21 protein-coding genes and 1 pseudogene are annotated in these 20,198 nt (G+C 60.1%); 17 read left to right on the forward strand and 5 right to left on the reverse strand.

The window, feature by feature from the left end:
• Positions 1-27 precede the first annotated feature (27 nt).
• From B0G74_RS36480 to B0G74_RS36535, 12 genes are all read left to right on the forward strand, one after another.
• Positions 28-1,041 (forward strand): zinc-binding dehydrogenase, encoded by a 1,014-nt coding sequence (locus B0G74_RS36480; RefSeq protein WP_132381464.1) that lies wholly within the window; start codon positions 28-30, stop codon positions 1,039-1,041.
• 16 nt (positions 1,042-1,057) lie between these two features.
• Positions 1,058-1,492, forward strand: a complete 435-nt coding sequence (locus tag B0G74_RS36485; protein ID WP_132381465.1) for a PaaI family thioesterase — start codon at positions 1,058-1,060, stop codon at positions 1,490-1,492.
• Positions 1,492-2,391, forward strand: coding sequence for a VOC family protein (locus B0G74_RS36490; protein ID WP_243658497.1), 900 nt, complete (start codon positions 1,492-1,494; stop codon positions 2,389-2,391). The genes B0G74_RS36485 and B0G74_RS36490 overlap by 1 nt, the downstream gene beginning before the upstream one ends.
• Positions 2,378-3,913, forward strand: coding sequence for a class I adenylate-forming enzyme family protein (locus tag B0G74_RS36495; RefSeq protein WP_132381469.1), 1,536 nt, complete (start codon positions 2,378-2,380; stop codon positions 3,911-3,913). The genes B0G74_RS36490 and B0G74_RS36495 overlap by 14 nt, the downstream gene beginning before the upstream one ends.
• 38 nt (positions 3,914-3,951) lie before the next feature.
• Entirely contained in the window at positions 3,952-5,547 is a 1,596-nt protein-coding gene (locus B0G74_RS36500) for a UbiD family decarboxylase (protein ID WP_132381471.1), read from the forward strand.
• Between the two features lie 71 nt (positions 5,548-5,618).
• The gene (locus B0G74_RS36505) at positions 5,619-6,623 is read left to right on the forward strand and encodes an ABC transporter substrate-binding protein (protein WP_132383195.1); all 1,005 of its coding nucleotides are present in this window, start codon (positions 5,619-5,621) and stop codon (positions 6,621-6,623) included.
• A 52-nt stretch (positions 6,624-6,675) separates the two neighbouring features.
• A complete protein-coding gene (locus B0G74_RS36510; RefSeq protein WP_132381473.1) occupies positions 6,676-7,263 on the forward strand; it encodes a UbiX family flavin prenyltransferase in 588 nt (195 codons plus the stop codon).
• Between the two features lie 136 nt (positions 7,264-7,399).
• On the forward strand, positions 7,400-8,128 hold the full coding sequence (locus tag B0G74_RS36515) for a GntR family transcriptional regulator (RefSeq protein WP_132381475.1): 729 nt from the start codon (positions 7,400-7,402) through the stop codon (positions 8,126-8,128).
• 142 nt (positions 8,129-8,270) lie between these two features.
• Positions 8,271-9,266 (forward strand): ABC transporter substrate-binding protein, encoded by a 996-nt coding sequence (locus B0G74_RS36520; RefSeq protein WP_132381477.1) that lies wholly within the window; start codon positions 8,271-8,273, stop codon positions 9,264-9,266.
• A 73-nt stretch (positions 9,267-9,339) separates the two neighbouring features.
• Positions 9,340-10,614, forward strand: a complete 1,275-nt coding sequence (locus tag B0G74_RS36525; RefSeq protein WP_132381479.1) for an aromatic ring-hydroxylating dioxygenase subunit alpha — start codon at positions 9,340-9,342, stop codon at positions 10,612-10,614.
• A complete protein-coding gene (locus B0G74_RS36530; RefSeq protein WP_132381481.1) occupies positions 10,607-11,110 on the forward strand; it encodes an aromatic-ring-hydroxylating dioxygenase subunit beta in 504 nt (167 codons plus the stop codon). The genes B0G74_RS36525 and B0G74_RS36530 overlap by 8 nt, the downstream gene beginning before the upstream one ends.
• A 13-nt stretch (positions 11,111-11,123) precedes the next feature.
• Entirely contained in the window at positions 11,124-12,125 is a 1,002-nt protein-coding gene (locus tag B0G74_RS36535; protein ID WP_132381482.1) for a D-2-hydroxyacid dehydrogenase, read from the forward strand.
• A 69-nt stretch (positions 12,126-12,194) separates the two neighbouring features.
• On the opposite strand, the gene B0G74_RS36540 is transcribed toward B0G74_RS36535, so the two are convergent.
• On the reverse strand, positions 12,195-13,115 hold the full coding sequence (locus tag B0G74_RS36540) for an AEC family transporter (protein ID WP_132381484.1): 921 nt from the start codon (positions 13,113-13,115) through the stop codon (positions 12,195-12,197).
• A gap of 246 nt (positions 13,116-13,361) precedes the next feature.
• Positions 13,362-13,610, reverse strand: a complete 249-nt coding sequence (locus B0G74_RS36545) for a hypothetical protein (RefSeq protein WP_132381486.1) — start codon at positions 13,608-13,610, stop codon at positions 13,362-13,364.
• 305 nt (positions 13,611-13,915) lie between these two features.
• Between B0G74_RS36545 and B0G74_RS36550 the strand changes: the two genes are divergently transcribed.
• Entirely contained in the window at positions 13,916-14,362 is a 447-nt protein-coding gene (locus tag B0G74_RS36550) for a DUF1772 domain-containing protein (RefSeq protein WP_132381488.1), read from the forward strand.
• Positions 14,363-14,429: 67 nt separating this feature from the next.
• Here the strand turns inward: B0G74_RS36550 and B0G74_RS36555 are convergent, their stop codons facing one another.
• On the reverse strand, positions 14,430-14,834 hold the full coding sequence (locus tag B0G74_RS36555) for a GFA family protein (protein WP_132381490.1): 405 nt from the start codon (positions 14,832-14,834) through the stop codon (positions 14,430-14,432).
• Positions 14,835-15,221: 387 nt separating this feature from the next.
• Complete coding sequence (locus tag B0G74_RS36560) at positions 15,222-15,959, reverse strand: hypothetical protein (protein ID WP_132381492.1); 738 nt, start codon at positions 15,957-15,959, stop codon at positions 15,222-15,224.
• Positions 15,960-16,358: 399 nt separating this feature from the next.
• Here B0G74_RS36560 and B0G74_RS36565 point away from each other — a divergent pair, with 399 nt between their 5' ends.
• Positions 16,359-17,162, forward strand: a complete 804-nt coding sequence (locus B0G74_RS36565) for a hypothetical protein (protein WP_132381494.1) — start codon at positions 16,359-16,361, stop codon at positions 17,160-17,162.
• On the opposite strand, the pseudogene B0G74_RS47145 reads toward B0G74_RS36565, so the two are convergent.
• Positions 17,067-17,726: pseudogene (locus B0G74_RS47145) on the reverse strand (LysR family transcriptional regulator). The gene B0G74_RS36565 and the pseudogene B0G74_RS47145 overlap by 96 nt on opposite strands.
• 38 nt (positions 17,727-17,764) lie before the next feature.
• On the opposite strand from B0G74_RS47145, the gene B0G74_RS46005 reads away from it, so the two are divergent.
• The 3 genes from B0G74_RS46005 (at position 17,765) to B0G74_RS36585 (ending at position 20,194) form a co-directional block, all read left to right on the forward strand.
• Positions 17,765-17,911: a hypothetical protein gene (locus tag B0G74_RS46005; RefSeq protein ID WP_165924005.1), complete on the forward strand. Its 147-nt coding sequence runs from the start codon at positions 17,765-17,767 to the stop codon at positions 17,909-17,911.
• Entirely contained in the window at positions 17,892-19,088 is a 1,197-nt protein-coding gene (locus tag B0G74_RS36580) for an MFS transporter (protein ID WP_132381498.1), read from the forward strand. The genes B0G74_RS46005 and B0G74_RS36580 overlap by 20 nt, the downstream gene beginning before the upstream one ends.
• A 92-nt stretch (positions 19,089-19,180) precedes the next feature.
• Positions 19,181-20,194, forward strand: a complete 1,014-nt coding sequence (locus B0G74_RS36585) for an MBL fold metallo-hydrolase (RefSeq protein ID WP_243658498.1) — start codon at positions 19,181-19,183, stop codon at positions 20,192-20,194.
• Positions 20,195-20,198: the final 4 nt, after the last annotated feature.

Below are 20,198 nucleotides of genomic sequence, written 5' to 3' on the forward strand. Positions count from 1 at the left end.
GTTTGCATTCTATAAATAGGAGTACATATGAGCGGTACGATGAAGGCTTTGATTCTCTCTGAACACGGTGACGTCGACAAACTCCATGTCGGCGAGCTACCGATGCCGAAGGCGGTGCCGGGTCACGTGGTCATCCGCGTGCGCGCGTCGTCTTTCAACTATCACGACGTCTTTACGGTGAAGGGCATGCCGGGCATCAAGGTGCCGCTGCCTGTGGTCATCGGTCTGGATATGGCGGGAGAGATCACTGAGGTTGGCGACAACGTCGAAAACTGGTCGGTCGGTGCGCGCGTGCTTGTCAATCCGCTCAACAAGAAGAAAGGTCTGATGGGCGAAATGCTCGACGGCGGCATGGCGCAGTACTGCCTCGTCAGCGCGGACCAGTTGATCGCAATGCCAGAAGGCGTGACCTTCGAAGAAGCGGCGTCTTTGCCGGTCGCCTACGGTACAGCGCACCGGATGCTCGTCACGCACAACACCATCAAGCCGGGCGATCGTGTGGTCATTCTGGGTGCGAGCGGCGGTGTCGGAACCGGCTGCGTCACGCTTGCCAAAATGCTCGGCGCGGAAGTGATCGCGGCCGCCGGCAGCGCGGACAAGGCTGAACGGCTCAAGGCCATGGGCGCCGACCACGTCATCAACTATCGCGACACCGATTTCTCGAAATGGGTCATCGAGAAGTACGGCAAGCCGCAACGCCGGAGCTATGAAGGCGGCGCGGACGTCGTGATCAATTTCACCGGTGGCGATACGTGGGTGCCGTCGCTCAAATGCATCAAACGCGGCGGCAGTCTGCTCGTCTGCGGCGCGACCGCGGGCCACGATCCCAAGGAAGACCTTCGCTACATCTGGAGCTTCGAGATTCGCGTGATCGGTTCGAACAGTTTCTATGACGACAACCTCTCTGCACTGATGGAATTGATCCGTACCAGGAAGATTGCAGTGCAGATCGACAAGGTGTTGCCGCTCGAACAGGCCGCCGAAGGCCTGCGCATGATTCGCGATCGGGAAGTGCTCGGCAAGATTGTCGTTACCCCATAAAAATACGGAGACTCGAATGGCTGATAACCAGCAACTTACTGCGGAGCAGGTTCAGGCAATGCTCACGCGCGGTCCTTATCATCAGTGGCTCGGTCTGCGTGTGCTCGAAGTCGGCGACGACTCAATCGAAATCGCCGCGACGTGGCGCGAAGAGTGGGTCGTGAACCCCGAACGCCGCTATACGCACGGCGGCATTCTTGCCGCGCTGGTCGACCTCACGGCCGACTGGGCGCTGGTGTCGAAAACGGGCCGCGGTGTACCGACGATCGATCTGCGCGTCGACTATCACCGCGCGGCGATGCCCGGCGACCTCATCGCGCGCGGCAAGGTCGTGAAGTTCGGCAGCGCGATTTCGGTTGCGGAGGCGCATATCTATGACCAGTCCGGCGCGCTGCTCGCAAGCGGCCGGGGCGTCTATTCGACCGCGCCGGCACCCGCGCCGAAGGCATGATGAACACGGCGACATCGACGCTCGACCATGTCGTCGTGAACGCGATGTTCGAAACCGACGCCGCGGCGTCGTGTTTCGAAGCGCTCGGCTTCGCGCTGACGCCGCGCGGCTATCACTCGCTTGGCTCGGTCAATCACCTGATGATGTTCGATGGACATTATCTCGAACTGGTTGGCCTGCCGCCCGGCGCCACCACGTTGCGACGCGAGATTCTCGAAAGCCGTCTAGGTATAGACGGTCTCGTGTTCAAGACGGATGACGCGCAGGAAACCTATGCGCGATTGATCGACGCCGGCGTGCGCGCCAGTGAACCGCAGTCGTTCACGCGACCCGTCGATATTGAAGGCGTCGAGCAGATCGCCCGTTTCAGGACGACCCGGCTCGCGGCCGAAGAACTGTCCGCCGGGCGCGTCTATTTCTGCGAGCACCTGACGCCGGAATGGGTCTTCCGTGCCGAATGGACGAAGCATCCGAACGGCGCGCAGCGCTTGAGGGAATGTGTGATCGTGAGTGACGATCCGCAGCACGAAGCGCGCCGTTATGCGCTGATCGCTGGGGAGTCGGATCTCAAATCGCCGTCCGCCCGGCACTCGCGCATTGCGTTGGGTGATTTCGATCTGGACTTTGTCGATGGCGCGGCCTACCGCGCGCGCTATGGCGACCTCGTATGTAACGCAGCTGGGCGCGACAGCTATTTTGGCGCGGTCGTCGTCGAGGTAAGCGACCTTGCCGCGATGCGTGCACGTCTGGACGCGCTCACGTCCCATGCCGACGAGAGCGTCGTGCGACTGATGCCGTCGGCCCATGCGCAGAGTGACGCATCGTCCGTAGCCGTGCTGTTAGGCGAACTCAATACTGTCATTGAATTTATCGGAGCAGTTGAACATGCCCACGCCTGAGAATCTCGGCGATCTGATCGAAGCCGACGGCGATCCGTGCAAGCTTGCAGTGATCGCGCTTGGGGAACCGGATGAAACAGGTTGCGCGTGGCACGATACGCGCATGACCTACGGGGAACTCGACGCGCTGGCTGACGGCGTCGCGCGTGCACTGGTGCAGCGCGGCCTGAAAGTCGGCGAACGCGTCGCCATTCTTGCGGCGAATCGCGCCGAGTATGTCGCGGCGCTGCTCGGTATCATGCGCGCGGGAATGGTCGCCGTGCCGGTCAACTACAGGTTTCCGCCCGCGCTCTCCACTTTTGTGATCCGCGATAGCGGTGCACGTCTGGTATTTTGCGACGCCGCGCGACTTGCCGATTGCCCGGACGATCTGCCGACAGTCGTATTCGATTCGACCGGAGAGGAAAGTTTCGCTTCATTCGTCGAACCGGGCCCGTTCGAGACTTTCGTGCCGACGCCCAACATGCCGGCAATGTTTCTCTATACGTCCGGCTCGACCGGCAAGCCGAAGGGCGTGATGCTCTCGCACGGCAGCCATCTATGGGTGGCGGGTACGCGTGCGCGCGCGCAGCCACCGGCGGCGCATCGCTTTCTGGTGGCCGCGCCGATGTATCACATGAACGCGCTGACGCTCGTGCTGATGTCGCTGTACGGGAACGGTACGGTCGTGCTGCTTCCGCAATTCACCGCGCGCATGTACATCACGGCAATCGAGCGCTATCGGGTCACGTGGCTCACCTCCGTCCCGCCGATGATCGCGATGATGCTGCGCGAAAGGGAGTTGCTTGCGCGCACGGATCTTTCGTCGGTGCGCTTCATCCGGATGGGCTCGGCGCCAGTTAGCGAGAGTCTGCTTGCGCAAATCGCCGAGGTACTGCCGAATGCGAAGCTCACTAACGTCTACGGCACGACCGAGGGCGGGCCGATCGTGTTCGGGCCCCATCCGCAAGGGATCGAACCGCCTTTGCTGTCGGTCGGATATCCGCATCCCGAAGTGAGCGTGAAGTTGCTCGACGCACCGCCGACAGGTGTGGCGACCGGCGTGCTGGCTGTAAAAAGCCCGGCCGTCATGCTCGGCTACCACAACCGGCCGGACCTGCCGCTACCGGTGACAGCAGATGGCTTCTATATAACGGGCGACGTATTTCACCGCGACGAAGAGGGCTTCTATGCGTTCGTCGGCCGTGCGGACGACATGTTCGTGTCGGGTGGCGAAAACATCTTTCCTGGTGAAGTCGAGCAGATGCTGGAGACACACCCGGATATTGTCCAGGCTTGCGTGGTACCGGTTGCCGACGACATCAAGGGAACCAAGCCGGTGGCGTTCGTCGTGCGGCGCGCGGGCGCGTCGCTAACGGAAGAGCAAGCCAAACAGCACGCGCTGACTCATGCGCCCGCATACCAGCACCCGCGACGCGTGTGGTTTGTCGATGCATTGCCGCTTGCGTCGACGAACAAGATCGATCGCGCCGCATTGAAAGCGATAGCGCTTGCGTCGTTGCAGGATAGCGAGACCGCATAAATGAAACCGACACGACATTCAACATTATGGAGTTCAGTATGAACGAGAACTTTCGCGAGTTCCTGGAACGGCTGCGCGCGGCACAGCAACTGATCGATATACGGCAGCCCGTCGACATCCGCCACGTGGGCACGCTCGTCGACCAGAGCGACAAGGCGCTGCTGTTTCATAACGTGATCGGCTACGACATGCCGCTGCTGTCGGGCATCATCCGCACGCAGGAGCGCGCGATGATGGCAATGGGCTGCGACAGCTACTCGGAAATCGAGAAGATGCTGGCGCATGGCATCCAGAACCCGATTCCGCCTAAATACGTCGCCACGTCGGCCACGAAAGAAGTGATCTACAAAGGCGACGATGTCGATCTGTTCCGCCTGCCCATTCCGATGTCTTCGATTTTCGACGGTGGCCCGATGATTACCGCGGGTATCGTGATTTCGCGCGATCCGGAGTACGGCCTGAACAGCGGCATCTATCGCTTCATGGTGAAGGAAAAAGCGCTGAGTGGCATCGACATCGTGACGCCGAACAATATGCGCATGTTCGCGCAGCGTGCGTATGAACAAGGACGTCCGTGCCCGATTTCCATTTCGATCGGTAACCACCCGATGGAAATCATGGGCGCCGGCTATCGCGCGCCGATCGGTGTCGATGAGATGGCGATCGCGGGCGGCATTCGTGGCGTGCCGGTCGAACTGGCGCCTTGCGAGACCGTCGATCTGCCGTATATCGCCGACTCGGAAATCGTGATCGAAGCAGAAATCCTGCCGACGGGCTGGACGCAACCGGAAGGCCGTTTCGGCGAATTCACCGCATTGATGGGCGGGCTGCACTGGAATCCGGATGTGCGGATCAAGGCGATCATGCATCGGCGCGATGCGATGTATTACTCGCTGCACATGCCGTGGGAAAACACGTGGCTCGCGGCACCGACGCGCTATCAGGCGATTCGCAGCGCGCTGCGCACGGCAGGCGTGCAGGTAAAGGACATCAACGTAACGTTGGGTGGCCGCGCATTCTGGCACGCGGTTATTTCGATCAGGAAGCAGGCCGGCGAAGGCAAGAACGCGCTGCTGGCGGCGCTGTCGGTGATGGATCTGAAGCACGTGGTGGTCGTTGATGACGACATCGACGTGTTCAACGGCGAACAGGTCGAATGGGCGATCGCGACGCGCGTGCAGGGTGACCGCGATCTGATCGTGATCCCCGGCGCACGCGCGAAGCCGCTCGACCCGAGTCTGCCGGTGATGCCGCCTGGCATGGTGCCGACGGGCGCCAAGGTCGGTGTGGACGCAACGATCTCGGAAGGCATTCCGCACGAGCGCTATGAGCGCATTTCGTACGCGTACGCAGACACGGCGAAGATCGCGGACTACGTCGGCGGCAAGGCCGATACGGTGCATGTGTCGGAGCCGGAACAGGTGGAGGCTGCCGCAGCCGAAGCGATCGCGCTCATCGGCGACACGCCGCTTTACTACACCGAACTCGCCGAGCGGCTGTCGAAATACGACTTCCGCACGCTGGCGCGCGCGCTCGGCGAACTGCATGAACGCAAGCAGTTGTGGAAAACCGCGGAAGGCAAGTTGTGCGTGCGCGGTTCGCGCTTCGACGCCGTGCCGCCGACGCGGCGCTGATTGCCGCGATGTCCTTCAGTGCGCTGCGCAGGCCGGCAGCGCTCCATTCACCCCGTTGATGAGCTGACGTGATGCAACCTTACCTGCTTGCAAGGCGTGTGCTGTTCGCCGCCGTGATTTCCGTGCTTGCGCTTTCCGCGCAAGCCGCGCCGCTGCGCATCGGCTACTGGACGAGTGGCGTGAGCCTCGGCCTCGGCGCCGTGCTGGAAACAGGCGACTTCCTGAAGAAAGCCGGCATCGACGACGCGCGTTTCGTGCACTTCGCCGAGGTCAACGCGCCGGCGAGCGGACTCGCCGCCAACGTGATCGACGTGAGCTTCAGCGTGGCGGGCGCGAGCGCGTTCAGCATCGCGGCGACCGGCGTGCCGGTCAAGATCTTCGGTGCAACAGCGCCGGCCGATGTCACATTTGTCACACCTGCCGACTCGCAGATCCAATCGATTGCGCAGTTGCGCGGCAAGAAGATCGGTATGTCACCGTCGGGAAGTTCGGTCGCGCTGATGACGGCCGCGGTGCTGAAAGCGAACTATGGCTTCAACGCCGGCGATTATTCACTGGTGCCGGGCAACGAGGCACGTCTCGCGCAGTTTCTCGTACAGCATCAGGTCGACGCCGCGGCGCTGCGCTCCGTCACGGTCGCGCAATTGACTGAAGTGAAGACGCGGCGTCTGGGCACGCTGGTGGAAGAATGGCACAAGCTGACGAAGTCCGATGCGATGCCTTATCTGGGTGTGGCTGCGGCGCGCACGGAATTGATCCAGCGCGATCCGCAATCCGTCGCGAAGCTGATCGTTGCGATTCACAATGCAATCGCCTGGGGCAACGCGCATCCGGACCAGGTCGCGACGATCCTGCAGAAAGTAGCGAATCTGCCTGCAAGCGACGCGCAGATCTATGCCGCGCATTGGGCCGAGCTGAACAGCATTTCCTTCGAACCAGTCGATATCGATACGCTCAAGCGCGAGCAGCAGATCTTCGCGGCGAGCGGCGCGATCAAAGGGACGCTTCCTTCCGATGTATTCGTCACCGGGCCGTACGAAACGGCAAAGAAGATCATAGCGGGTCAAAAGCCATGATGACGTGTTTGCGCGGGCAATGGCCGCATCCGGTGGACAACGGAGGTATCGCATGAAATCCCAATCCGCCGCACGGCGACGCCTCGTGGTCGGTATCAGCGGCGCGTCGGGTGCGATCTACGGCGTGCGTCTGCTGCGTCTGTTACGCGAGTTGGAGGTCGAGTCGCATCTGGTGGTCAGCCGTTCGGCGCAGGTGACACTCGCACAGGAAACGCAAATGCGGCTCGCCGATCTGCAGGCGCTCGCCGACGTCAACTATCCGAACACCGATATCGGTGCGGCCATTTCGAGCGGCTCGTTTCGCGTCGACGGCATGATCGTTGCGCCGTGCTCGATCAAGACGCTGTCGGAAGTGGCCACCGGCTGCACCAGTTCGCTGCTGTCGCGAGCGGCAGACGTGATGCTGAAGGAACGTCGCCGTCTCGTGCTGATGGTGCGCGAAACGCCGTTGCATGCCGGTCATATCCGCAGCCTCGCCGCCGTCACGGACGCCGGTGCGATCGTCTATCCGCCAGTGCCGGCGTTCTATGCGCTGCCGGAGACGCTCGATCAGATGGTCGATCATACGCTCGGGCGCGTGCTTGACCTGTTCGATATCGAATCACGAACCGTACGCCGATGGAGCGGCACTGCCGGCTGATACGCGGTGTGCTTTTTTGTGTCCAGTTTACTTCCCTATATGCATCTCCTAGAATGCGTTGAGGTTGGTGAGGTGCCTACAGAAAGACGTAAGCATAATACACAGCCATTCCAGGATAGAGCGCACGGGGGGCCACATGGAAGGAAAAGTAATTTCTGGGGGCAAGGCGGCGGCCGAGGGCAAGTTGTTGGGCGAGTCGACTTATCTGGCGATGAGGCAGGCGATACTGTCCTGTTCGCTGAAACCGGGCAGCATGCTGACGGAGGCTGCGCTGATGGATCAATACGGCGTCGGCAAGTCGACATGCCGGCTGGCGCTTGCGCGTCTCACACACGAAGGGCTGGTACGTTCGGTGCCGCGACACGGCTACGTCGTCGTGCCGGTCACGCTGAAGGATGTCGAGGAGGTGTTTGCGCTGCGACTCATTCTCGAACCCGAAGCCGCGCGGCTCGCGGCCGGCAAGGTGGACGCGAAGGCGCTGATGCGGATCGACCGCACAGCGCGCGGCAATACGGCGTCGAAGAATCACGGCAACCGGATCGGCTTTTTCCTCGATGCGAACCGTGAATTTCATCTGGTGATTGCAATGGCGTCGGGCAACGACCGTCTGGTGCGCAGCATCTCGGTGCTGTTCGACGAAATGACGCGACTGGTGGCGCTCGGTTTCAGCGACGAAGACGACAGCCCGGAAATTTCCGACGATCACCGCCAACTGGTCGAGGTGCTGGCGGCAGGCGACGGCAAGGCAGGCGCGCGCATTGCGCGCCGGCACATCGAGAAGTTTCGCGACATGACGATGGAGCGTGTGCTCCGCAGCATGAAACAGGACTTCGAGCACGCGCCGCTGGCAGCGATCGGCAAGTGATACGGAGGTTCCGCCTTTGCTTTCAGGCGGAACCTCTCGATGGATGGTTGCACCGTGCTTCATGTTTTGATAAGGACATTTAGTAATCCTTTAAAGACGATGCCAGGGAGACCGACGGCGTCGCTATTTCAGGCAAAGCACAATGAAATCATTTCGTTCCGTTATAAAGGCACTATGCGCACTCGCGTTAGTCGGCGTGTGCCTCACCAGTGTGTATGCGGCGCCGTTGCGAGTGGGCTACTGGACCAGTGGCACTAGCCTCGGTTTCGGTGCCGTGCTCGAAGCGCAGAAGTTCTTTGAGAAGCAGGGCCTGCAGGTGCAGTTTGTCCACTTTCCGGACGTGAATGGACCGACCACCGCGTTGGCTTCGAACGCGATCGATCTGGCATTCGGCACCAGCCTCGCGGGGGCATTCAGCCTGAGCCAGCAGGGTGTGCCGGTCCGGATGGTGGCCGCCACGCAGATCGTCGACGCGGAAATCGTCGTGCTTGCCGATTCGCCCATCCATTCCGCGGGTGAACTGCGCGGCAAGAAAATCGGCATGTCGCCAATCGGCAGTGCGACCACTGGTGTCGGTACCGCCGTGCTCGACGGCAATTACGGACTCAAGCTTGCCGACTATCGGCTGGTGGCGGGCGATGAGCCGCGTCTTGCGCAGTTCCTCGTTCAGAAGAACGTGGATGCCGCCGTCATGCGTCCCACCACGGTGGCGCAAGTGCCGGACAGTGCGCAGAAAGTCCGCGTGATCACGACATTGTCCGATCAATGGAAACAGATGACGAAGGCGAGCACACCGCCCTATATCGGTGTCGCCGTGATGCGCAGCGAGTGGCTTAAGGACAACTCGGCGGATGCGGTGAAGGTGCTCGCGGCGATGCGCGAGGCGCTGGCCTTCGGCGCGGCCAATCCCGACGCGGTCGTGGCGATACTTAAGAAGGCCGGCAACATGAGCGACCAGGGAGCGCGTTTTTACGGCGACCACTGGACGACCATGAATACGGTCTCGTTCAAATCGGGTGACATCGACACACTGAAACGCACATTCGAAGTTTTCAAGGCCGCCGGCACGCTGAAGGGCGAGCTTCCCGCGGATCTCTTCTATCAGAAGCCTTATCTCGACTCGGAAGCAGTCAAATGAGCGGATATTGGGAATGGGCCCGTGGCCGCTGTGGCCACACCGGAGTACGGGCCTTTATCAACGGAGCAGCAATATGACGGAAAAGTGCGACGGTACGGTCGCGACCATTGGATTTCCCGCTAGTCGGATCCGCTGGCCGGAAGAGGGCATTACGCGCGTGCCGCTACGTGTGTTCTCCGATGCGGCGACCTACGAGCGCGAGCAGGATGCCGTATTTCGTGGGCCCACATGGAGTTTCCTCTGCCTCGACATCGAGATTCCAAAGCCGGGTGACTACATAACGACCAAGGTCGGTCATACCTCGGTAATTGTTGTGCACCAGCAGGACGGCACCATTGGTGCGCTTGTGAACAAGTGCGTGCACAAGGGCTCAGTGCTTTGCTATGAAGCGCAGGGTCACCGCAAGCGTCCGAACTTCGTTTGCCCCTATCACAACTGGGTCTATAACTTCGACGGTGAACTGACGAGCGTCGCATTCGAGAAGGGCGTGCAGGGTAAAGGTGGTATGCCCGAGGATTTCGACAAGTCGAAGTTCCGTTTGACGAAGCTGCGCGTGGAGACCATCCGCGGCCTTGTGTTCGGCTCATTCTCCGACGAGGCCCCTGCACTGAAGGACTATCTCGGGCCAACGATGGTGCGGCACATGGAGCGCACGCTATATGGACGCGTAAAGATACTTGGCCGCTATAGCCAGGTGATGCACAACAACTGGAAGCTCTACGTCGAGAATAGCCGCGACAACTATCACCCGAGCCTGCTGCACGCGTTTTTCTCGACCTTCAAGATCAACCGGCTGTCGGCGGAAGGCGGTACGTTGCAGGATGAAGACAGCCGGCATCACATCACCTTTACGAAGCGCTATACCGACATCGGCGATCAGGCATACGACTCCGGTGTGATTCGTGCCATGCGCGACGATTTTGGTCTGAAGGATCCTTCGCTGATCGATCAGTGGATGGAGTATCCCGACCAGATCACGAACGCGATCCAGAGCATTTTCCCCGGCTTCGTGCTGCATCAGATCATGAATTCGATAGGCGTGCGGCAGGTGGTGCCGCTTGGCGTGGATCGATGCGAACTGATCTGGACGGTGCTCGGTTTCGAGGAAGACACGCCGGAGCAAACGCTCATCCGGCGCAAGCAAAGCAATTTGGTCGGCCCCGCGGGTTATGTGTCGATGGAAGACGGCACGATCGGCGCGTTCGTCGAAAAGGGCATTCGCGGCGATCTTGACGACGCTGCGGTGATCGAGATGGGCGGCAAGGGCACCGGTCCGATGGCGACCCGCGCAACCGAAACCTCGGTGCGCGGCTTCTGGAAATTCTATAGAGAGCTGATGGATGTCTAGTGTTGCGCGCTATCCTGACCTGGAGGTCAGCACCCAGACGGGCGCGTGTATCGCACGCCTGATGACCCACTATTGCAGTTCGATCGACAATGGCGATCTCGGCCGCTGGCCGGAGTTCTTCACTGAAGATTGCACTTACCGCATTCTCACGCGCACCGATTTCGAAGCGGGCCGCGATTTCGGTATCTGGTTCTGCAACACGCGCGGCATGCTGCTGGATCGCGTCAGTTCGATCCAGTCGGTCAATGTGTTCGAGCCGCATGTCTACCGTCACGTGCTTGGGCCGACCGAAGTCGTCAGCGTCGAAGACGGGCTGATCGGTTGCGAAACCAGCTACATGGTCGTGCGAACCGGCTATGAAGGTGGGATGGTCGTGTTTAGCGCGGGGCGTTACGTCGATCAGGTCGTTCTCGCGGGCGGCCGCGCGTTGCTGCATGAGCGCACGGTCGTCACGGATTCGTGCCGCTACGACACGCTCGTTGCACTTCCTCTCTAAGGATGTTGCCCGGATGACCGAGCCCACTCGCCGTTACCGGCTGCACCTCGAAAGTCAGCGGCGTCAGTCGCCACCTTTCCATCTTCATGAAACCGTGTGGCAGGCCGCCTGCGTGCGGCATCCCGATCTCGCACAACGCATCGATGTGACGTTCGGCTGGGACGGCGAACGGTTCGCGCGTCCGCTCGACGACGTCGACTTCCTGCTGGCGTCGAGATTTCCGCATGACGTGGTGAACGACGCGCCACGTCTACGCTGGATTCACACGACGGGCGCTGGCGTCGATCATCTGATGCCGCTCGATCGCTTGCGTCCCGACTTGATCCTGACGAACAGTAGCGGCGTTCATAGTGAGAAAGCCTTCGAGTACACGCAGATGGCATTATTGATGCTGAATGCGCAACTGCCGGCCGTGTTTCAGGCGCAGCGGGCGCATCGCTGGGACGTGCGGCTGACCACATCGATTCGCGGCAAGACGGCGCTGATAATCGGCTTCGGCGATCTTGGCATGGCGGCGAGCCGCGCGGCACGTTTGCTTGGCCTGCGAGCGGTTGCCTTGAACCGGAGCGGCGCCGCGCCGACGGCGGAAGCGGTCGATGTGCTCGCAACGATCTCCACACTCGACGACTGGCTGCCTCAAGCCGACTTCGTCGTTGTCACCGCGCCGCTTACGCCCGCGACGCGCGGTCTTCTTTCCGCCGAGCGCCTCGCCCGCATGCGGCCCGGTGCGGGCATCGTCAACCTGTCGCGCGCAGCGCTGATCGACTATGCCGCACTGTTCGAGCGGCTGCATTCGGGCGAGTGCGGCGGCGCGCTGCTCGACGTGTTCGACCCTGAACCCTTGCCGACGGAACATGCGGCGTGGAACGTGCCGGGACTCGTCGTCACGCCGCACATTTCGTGCGATGCGCCCGATTACAATCTGCGGGTGCTTGAACTCTGGCTGGGCAACTTCGCGCGATTCCTGCGCGGCGAGCCGCTGACGAACATCGTCGACCGCACACGCGGTTATTGACCCGGAAGAAGTTCGACATCTCGGTTATCACGGTCCGAAGAAAGGTTCTGCGACCATGGCGACTCCGCGCTACAAAACGTAAAGCCAGGCGAGCAGCGTGACGACTGAAAACAGCGTAGTCATCGAGATCACTGCGCCCACTACGGCCTTTTCGACGTCGTATTCAACCGCGAGCACGTACGCGCTCTTGGCGGTGGGCACGGCAGAGCACACGACGGCGGCGACGGTCGCAGTCCGGTCGAGGTCTGCCGCAAGGCAAAGCGCGTAGACCACGAGCGGCATGATGGCCAGCTTGAGCGCCGTCAGCAACGCATAGAGACCTAGCCGCTCGCGCAGTTCGGCGATTGTTAGATCAAGTCCAATTGCGAACAGCGCGCATGGCGTCAACGCTTCTCCGAGCACCGTGAGAAATGACGTGACCGGTCCGGACAGTTCCGAACCGAGCATCGACCAAAGCAGTCCGAAAATCGTGGCAAGGATGACGGGATTGGTGGCGATCTGCCGCAACAGCGCCGCCGTCCGTATGTTGCGCGATGTATCGTATCGTCCGATCTCGAGCAGCAGTACCAGTATCGGAAACATGATGGCGCCGACGAAGACGGTTGCAATCGCAGCCGCGAGCACGCCCGGTGGGCCAAAAAGCGACTTCAATATAGGGAGCGCAACGAATCCGGTGTTTGTCATCGACACGGCAGCAGCCAATATTCCGCTCTTTCCGACGCCTGCGCCCCACGCGATTCGTACAAACATCATCACAGCCACAAAGCAAATCATGGAACCGCCGCCGAACGCAGCAAGAAAGCGCCAGTCAAGGAGCGAGTGAAGCGACTGATCGGCGATCGTCAGGAAGACCAGGGAGGGCATCGCCACGTAGTAGGCAAAGCGCATCAGCGGTGCGGCCAGCGCGCGCGGCATGTAGCCGGAGGCGCCGGCAAACCATCCCGTTAGAATGATGGCAAAGATCGGAAGTATGGTGCCGGCGAGATGCATAGTGACCTCCCATAGCTATGGGACTTGGGCGCATCAACGCTCATCCCTGACTGGGCGTCATTATCCGAGAAAACCTGGCGCGACGCGCGGTGAAGTCGCAATTGATCTCCCGCTAAGACCGGGCCGCTGACCGTCGACATTTTTCACGAAGCGAATAACTCGGATTCGCTGCATTGCATCTGGGCGGACTGCATGGCGATGCCGTTTCGTTTTTTGTCCGTTGCTTTGCCGGACACGCGACGCAGTTCAAGCCGCAAGCAGATAACCGGTCATCGACGGTTGCGCGATCCGGGGAGGAAATACGCACCAGCGGCCGTCATCGTGCCGAAAGAAAAAGATTGCACGCGAGCCGGCCGGAGCCGACGCCTCGACATGCACGTAGCGGCCGCCGTCAGCACGCATACGACCGAACTGAACCACGCGGATCCGCACCGGCGGAACGGGTGCAAGCCACTTTTCGACCACGTAATGCAGGGACTTCTCGGCGGTGTTCATGACCCTCTCCTTCGACCTCGCCCCGGTCACGCTGCCGGCGGCTCGAGCGCTGCAAGCGAGGCACGACGTGAGGGGTGACTAGAGAGTAGGATCAGCTTGAAATTTACGATAGTTAATGTTTTTCATGGTAACGATAACCAATAGGTTATGCATTTTTCGACCCGACCAAATCGGGGTGCCGCGAACCTATCAGGCCATGCATCTGCGACCGGAGGCAGGCGGCCACACGTTGCGGGTCTTTGGAAAGGCCTGAGGTATGCATCAATCAGGATGTTCATCGGCCATCGCCCTCTAGGGAGGCTTGCATGCTGGGAGTTGCGCAATTCATCGCCACGCTGGGATGTACCGTTTTTTCTGGGGCGGCGATCTACATCAGTCTCGTCGAACATCCAGCCCGGATGCAATGCGACACCAGGACGGCTGCGACGGTCTGGGCGCCGAGCTACCGTCGGGCGACGATCATGCAAGCACCGTTGGCCGTTTTGAGTTGCATTGCCGGTATCGTGGCATGGTGGCTCGGGGGAACCGCAATATGGCTAGTCGGTGCGCTACTCATAGGCAGTGTCGTACCGTTCACCTTGATCATCATTAAGCCCACCAACGCGCAGTTATTAGCGCAAGGGCGTGATCTCCCATCGGCTGAAACGAGGGCGTTGCTCGAGAAGTGGGGCAGACTTCATGCAGTGCGCAGCGTGTCGAGCCTTGCCGCATCGCTGATCTTTCTGACGGCCGCATTGATGCAGCACGTGTGAGCCGCAGGCGTCGTGAACCGCCCGAGCCGTCTGGACCGAACGGACTTTCGAGAGTCCGCGAAGCGGGCTACGCGCCGTCCTGATACTTCGGCAAGTCGTCGCTCAACGAGAGGCCAGGAAACATGCTCGCGCACCACACGTGCCATGACGGACGGACTCTTGTGGGATCGTCGAGCGTCGCGTAGTTGATTTCGACCGTTTGCGGCGCCGCCGACTCGCGATACTCGAGTTGCGTACCGCAATGACCGCAGAAGCGCCGTTCGCCCCAGATGCTCGACTTATACACCCGCGGCTCACCCCGGACGTACTTGAACTCGCCAATCGGCACCGACGCGGATGCGGTCACCGCTGCGCCGGTGGTCTTCTGGCACAAGCGGCAGTGGCAAAAGCCGGCGTCGGTCGGTACAACGGTGACCTGATAGCGGATGGCGCCGCATGCGCAGCCTCCTTCCAATACGTTGTCGGTCTTCATCCTCGTCTCCGCATGTTCTGTCGCGAACGTCTTCAAGGATACGACGCAGGCGCGGGCAATGCAGGCGTATGAGTAATGCAGCCATATCGGCGGCCCGCCGCTTCATTCGAGTGTCGTCCCGGCATGTCCCGGAGCGCCCAATCGACAATGCCCGCTCCCTTGCGATCGTTCGACGGCCCGCGATCGCACGAATGGTTTTCTGGTTGACCGCTACGAGCCGATAGGTACGAGCAGCTTTCGCCGGATCCGCTGGTTGATCCCTCTTTTTCACCGCGCGTCGCGATACGGTCTGGCGTTGAATGCAGCGGGGACGTCGCCCGTCTCCGACGCTCACTCCCACAAATGCAGAGCTATTGACGCACTGGGTTTCTGCGGAGCGCCAAATGCTTAGGCGGTGCCTAGGCGCGATTCGGCAATCCGCTTCAGATCATCGGGGGTTGAAGCAGATCCGGCCAACTGCTCAAGCAAGTCCGCGGCTCTCTTTTCGTCTTTGGGTCCACCATCGCCAAGCGTCAAACTCGTCGCCAGGTTAAGTATCGACCGGGGCAGTCCTCGCGAGGCCAAAGCCTCAAGGAGGTGACGAGCCACTTCGGGTTCCCGGTTTCGGTTGCCGCTTAGCAACTCATCAGCAATCGTTTCTACAAACCTCAGCGAGCTTTCGTTTTCCGTTCTGTGTATGCCGGTCACGAGCGCTTGCTCGAAGTGGCCAACGGAATGCTGCCCGGCGTGAGCCAACGTGCTAAGCGCCTCTTGAAAACTCAGATCTTCCTTCGAACCGGCAAACGGCGTTTCTGGCGCGTTGCGACCTTCTTCGTGCGCGTGCGCGGCCGATGGTTGCCACCATCGAACAAAGTCGTCCGCGGATTCGCCCTGAAGATCAACTGACGATGCGAGCAATTGCGACACCTGATAGACGCGTCTCTCGGTTAGCGTCGCGCTGTCACACGCCTCGTCGAGCGCGGAAGCTGCTTTGCTGCCCAGCTCGCTGTGGAGGTCGGTCCAGTCTCTATAGCCGAAGACTTCGGAGGTCACCTGGCGCGCCTGGGATTCCTTTAGAGAAAGGCGATATTTGAGTCGATTGGCGGCCCGCGTCGGGATAGACGCGTTCTGGAAGTAGATACGCATGGCTTCGGTCCGAGTATCCGTGCCGACGAGCCTTCACAGCCGGCACGGAACCGAAATGAACTGTGAGGCGGCGCAGGGGGCGTGATGCCCCGTCAGAAAAAATACCGTTGGTTTCGCATGCAGTCAATCCCATTCTAAGAAACAGGCATTTGCGCGATAACGCCCAATCTGAGCGCCAAGCGGTGTTCAAGATAGAAACGGCAGCATTGAATGGCCGCTTTACATATACCTGATGGACCGTCGTGGGTCGATGTTGATCTGTCGGGCCGGTCGCTGCTGAGCCAGCAGGGCTCTGCCTAGCTTGATTGGAGAGGGCCGATCCAACGGTTTGAACGATCGCCATGTCGTCCGCGGAACAATCCGCAACTTGGAACTATACTGGGGCACCTGGAGGTTTCAATGACCGATCACGACAGACTGCATCCACTACGTCCACTCCTGAAAAATTGGGTTTGGGAGCATGGTCGAATCGGGACTCGCTATTTGGACTGCGTCGATGGCGAGATCAAGTTTGATGAAGGCAAGAAATCGCATTTCGCAGCCGAGAAATACACCTACGTGCCCCTTGGTAAGGACGCTCAAGACGATGTATCTGTGGATGGGCCTGCGATCCAGGAGGCGGGACTTGCGCGGTTTTTGCGGGCTGCGCAGTTGGGCAAGCCAGAGGAGGCCGGTTCTGTAGCGGAGGTTCAACGCGCAGTGCAGGACTGCATTGAACTCGGCCTGTTCAGCGCATATCAATTGGCGGCGCGAGAGGCATTTGCCCGCTACGCGCAGGAACCCATGTTCGAGGACGAGATCCGCGCGGCGGTTGTCGACGACATCCGGCGTAGTTACGCCGGCATGCCGGAACAACTGGCGCTGTACGATTTCAGTGTGCTTTACGGCTTGCCCACGCCGCTGCTTATCAGCGAGACACCCTTCATCGACTGGCGCGTGCGCGCCAGTCCGGCGCTTCCGTTTGTATCGCTTCCACTGGGACCGTACTGCCTGCTTGTAGGCGCGCCATCGGGCAGGCGAAGCCGAATTGGCTCGGTGGTCTGGAAGGCAGCCGCCGCGATGGGCCCGTTGAAGGACCACAACCGCCAGATTGCGGGGCACGCACGTCTATGGCTGGTGGCGACTACCGATGACCAACTCGTCGCTGCACAAAACCGCATTGCTGCGGCCCTGGGTTCCAGGCAAGACGATACGAAGCGCTAACCGCCGCGAAAAAGGAGACGTCGGCGGCGGGTGACTGTTGCTGGATGATCCCGCTGAGCGAATTCGCCTTGATCGCAATTTGGGGTTTGACGCGTTGCGCCTGGCAATAGCGGTCTATATGTTCACGTGTCGAAGAATCGCTGCTCAGCAGCACGAGCGATTCCTTTTCGAACTCACGAATGGATAACGGGCGTCGTCGGGTTGCGCAAGAAGGGTCTCGACGCGATCCCGGTTCATTTCCGTAACGCTGAGATTGATCCTCGAATAGCGCGCGTTGAAGTTCTCCACCAACGGGCCAATCAAAGAGGCGGTGAGCGACGGCGTCATCGCCAATCGAAGATCACCGCGAGTCAGTCCCTGCACCTCATGAGTGGCCCGCCTTCCGGCATCCGGATCCTGCAGTGCACGGCGGGCGTACCGTGCATAACCTCTGCCTGCATCAGTGAGCCGGATTGTGCGTCCTGACCGCTCCAGGAGTTGCGCACCCATTGCGTATCCCAACTGCTTGATCCGTTGCGACAGTGTTGGAAGTCGCGAATGTGCCGCAGTAGCAAGACGCCTCAACTATAGGAGATGCTTATTGGTCGAATAGTAAACCGATCTTGGACGCTATAGCCAACGCCCATCATTATCTCGTCAACCCCTGGCTTGAGGCGATGACGGTGCAAAAGCTGATCGACGGTTTTCCGACCACACCTGACGCGGCCCCCACTCGTGACAAGGACATTCATGTCTGCCCGAACACCTGATCTGACGAGACGGCTGACGCTACTGTTTGCGCTTGCTTCCGGCGTCATTGTCGCGAACATCTACTATGCACAGCCGCTATTGGCCGCTATTGCGAGTACCTTCGGCTATAGTCCGGCCCGGGTTGGCTTCCTGGTTACGCTCACCCAGCTCGGCTACGCGTGTGGCTTGCTATTGATCGTGCCACTCGGCGACGTATTGAATCGGCGCACACTCATCGTATCCTTGCTTCTGCTCACGGTGCTCGCGTTGCTCGCAGTAGCTCTGAGCCCTGACTTCAAGCTGTTTGCCGCGGCAAGCATGCTACTCGGTGCCACCTCGTGCGCTGCACAGTTGCAAGTTCCGTTCGCCGCTTCGCTCGCATCAGACGACGAGCGTGGGCGCGTAGTCGGCACCGTGATGAGCGGTTTGCTTCTCGGCATCCTGCTGGCGCGAACAGTCTCCGGAACCATCGCGCAATTGGCGGGCTGGCGCATCGTTTATGGTGTCGCCGCATTTTTGATCCTGCTTCTCACCTTGTGCCTTTTGCGAGCATTGCCGCAAGACCGAAGAAGTGATCAAGCCTGGCGCTATCGTCAGTTGCTGCGGTCTCTGCTGACACTGCTGGATCAACACCCAACGATCGGCCTGCGCTCACTGTATGGCGCTCTGGGCTATGCCTGCTTCAGTATCTTCTGGACCGCACTGACATTTCTTCTCAATGCCGCTCCCTACCACTACTCCGAGGCGAAGATCGGAGTGTTTGGTCTGGCCGGTGCCGCTGGTGCGCTCGCGGCCGGCTCGGCGGGGCGTATGGCAGATCGCGGGCATGGACATCGTGCGACCGGACTTTTCAGCAGCGCGATTCTGGCGTCGTTCGTGTTCATTTACCTTGGTGCGCACTCGCTGACGTCATTGATCGTTGGCGTTCTGCTTTTGGACGTGGGCGTACAGGGCTTGCACATCTCCAACCAGGGTGTGATCTATGCACTCGCTCCAGACGCGCGGAGCCGAATCACGACCATTTATCTGACCTGTTATTTCTTTGGCGGCGCAATCGGTTCAAGTGCGGCTAGCGTGGCTTATTACAAGGCGGGCTGGTCAGGAGTTTGCGTTGCCGGTGCCTTTTTTTCGGCCCTATTGATCGGCAGCTGGTTGGCGGCGCATCGGCAGCAATGCCGCAGGCTCTGCCTTCAATGAAGTCGGGCAGTTCACAGTTATCGCGAAACCGGCTATCCCCATACTCGACACACATGCAGACGATTGAGTCTGCTCAACGAAGGCGAAGAACCATGAATACGTTTTTCAAGTTAGCAGAAAGATCAGGCGCACTTTCCAAACTGTTGTGTGTAGCGATCGTCATTGCTGCCGGTTTACCGTTGACCTCTACGGTAGCCTTCGCCGAAACCGGCAGTCAGTCTTCGTCAAGAAAGGACGCCGCGCCAGACGACTATTTTCATACCGGTGCGGGCGCCCGGTATTTACGCCGCGCCGATGGGGATATCGTCGTGGAACCCCTGCGCGGAAATATCACCGTCCTAATGGGTTCGGGCGGCAACATTACCGTCCTGTCGGGCAAGGAAGGCAAGTTTCTGGTTGACGCGGGCATCAGCAAATCGCAAGAAAAACTGCAAGCCGCGCTCGACAAGACCAGTCCCGCGCCGCTGAAATACGTGGTGAACACGCATTGGCATTGGGACCATACCGATGGCAATGCGTGGATGCATGCAGCTGGCGCCACCATCGTTGCACACAAGAATACCTTGAGGCATCTGACCGAGACGACGCATGTCGATGCCTGGAATTGGACCTTCGATCCGGTGCCGGCAGGCGCGCGCCCGACGCTAATCGTCAATGATGAAAAGACCTTCACCTTCGCGGGAACGAACATCGAAGTGGAAAACTTCGGTCATGGCCATACCGATGGCGATCTATGGGTGTACTTCGAAAACGCTGACGTACTAGCGCTGGGAGACACCTTCTGGAACGGAATCTATCCGTATATCGACAATGAAGACGGCGGCAACATCGACGGTGCGATCCAATGGGCCAACAAGGCTGTGGCATTTGCGACAGACCACACCATCGTCGTTCCCGGCCACGGCGCAGTGGGTACACGCGCCCAACTAATCGAATTCCGCGACATGTTGGTCACGGTACGCAACAACGTTGCAACCTTGAAATCGCAAGGTAAATCATTGGAAGAAATTATTGCCGCCAAGCCGACGGCGGCCTTCGACGCCAAATGGGGGAATTTTGTGTTCAACGGCAGTCAATTTACGAAGATGGTCTACGACGGCCTGTAATAAG

The organism is Paraburkholderia sp. BL9I2N2 (assembly GCF_004339745.1).
GTDB lineage: Bacteria > Pseudomonadota > Gammaproteobacteria > Burkholderiales > Burkholderiaceae > Paraburkholderia.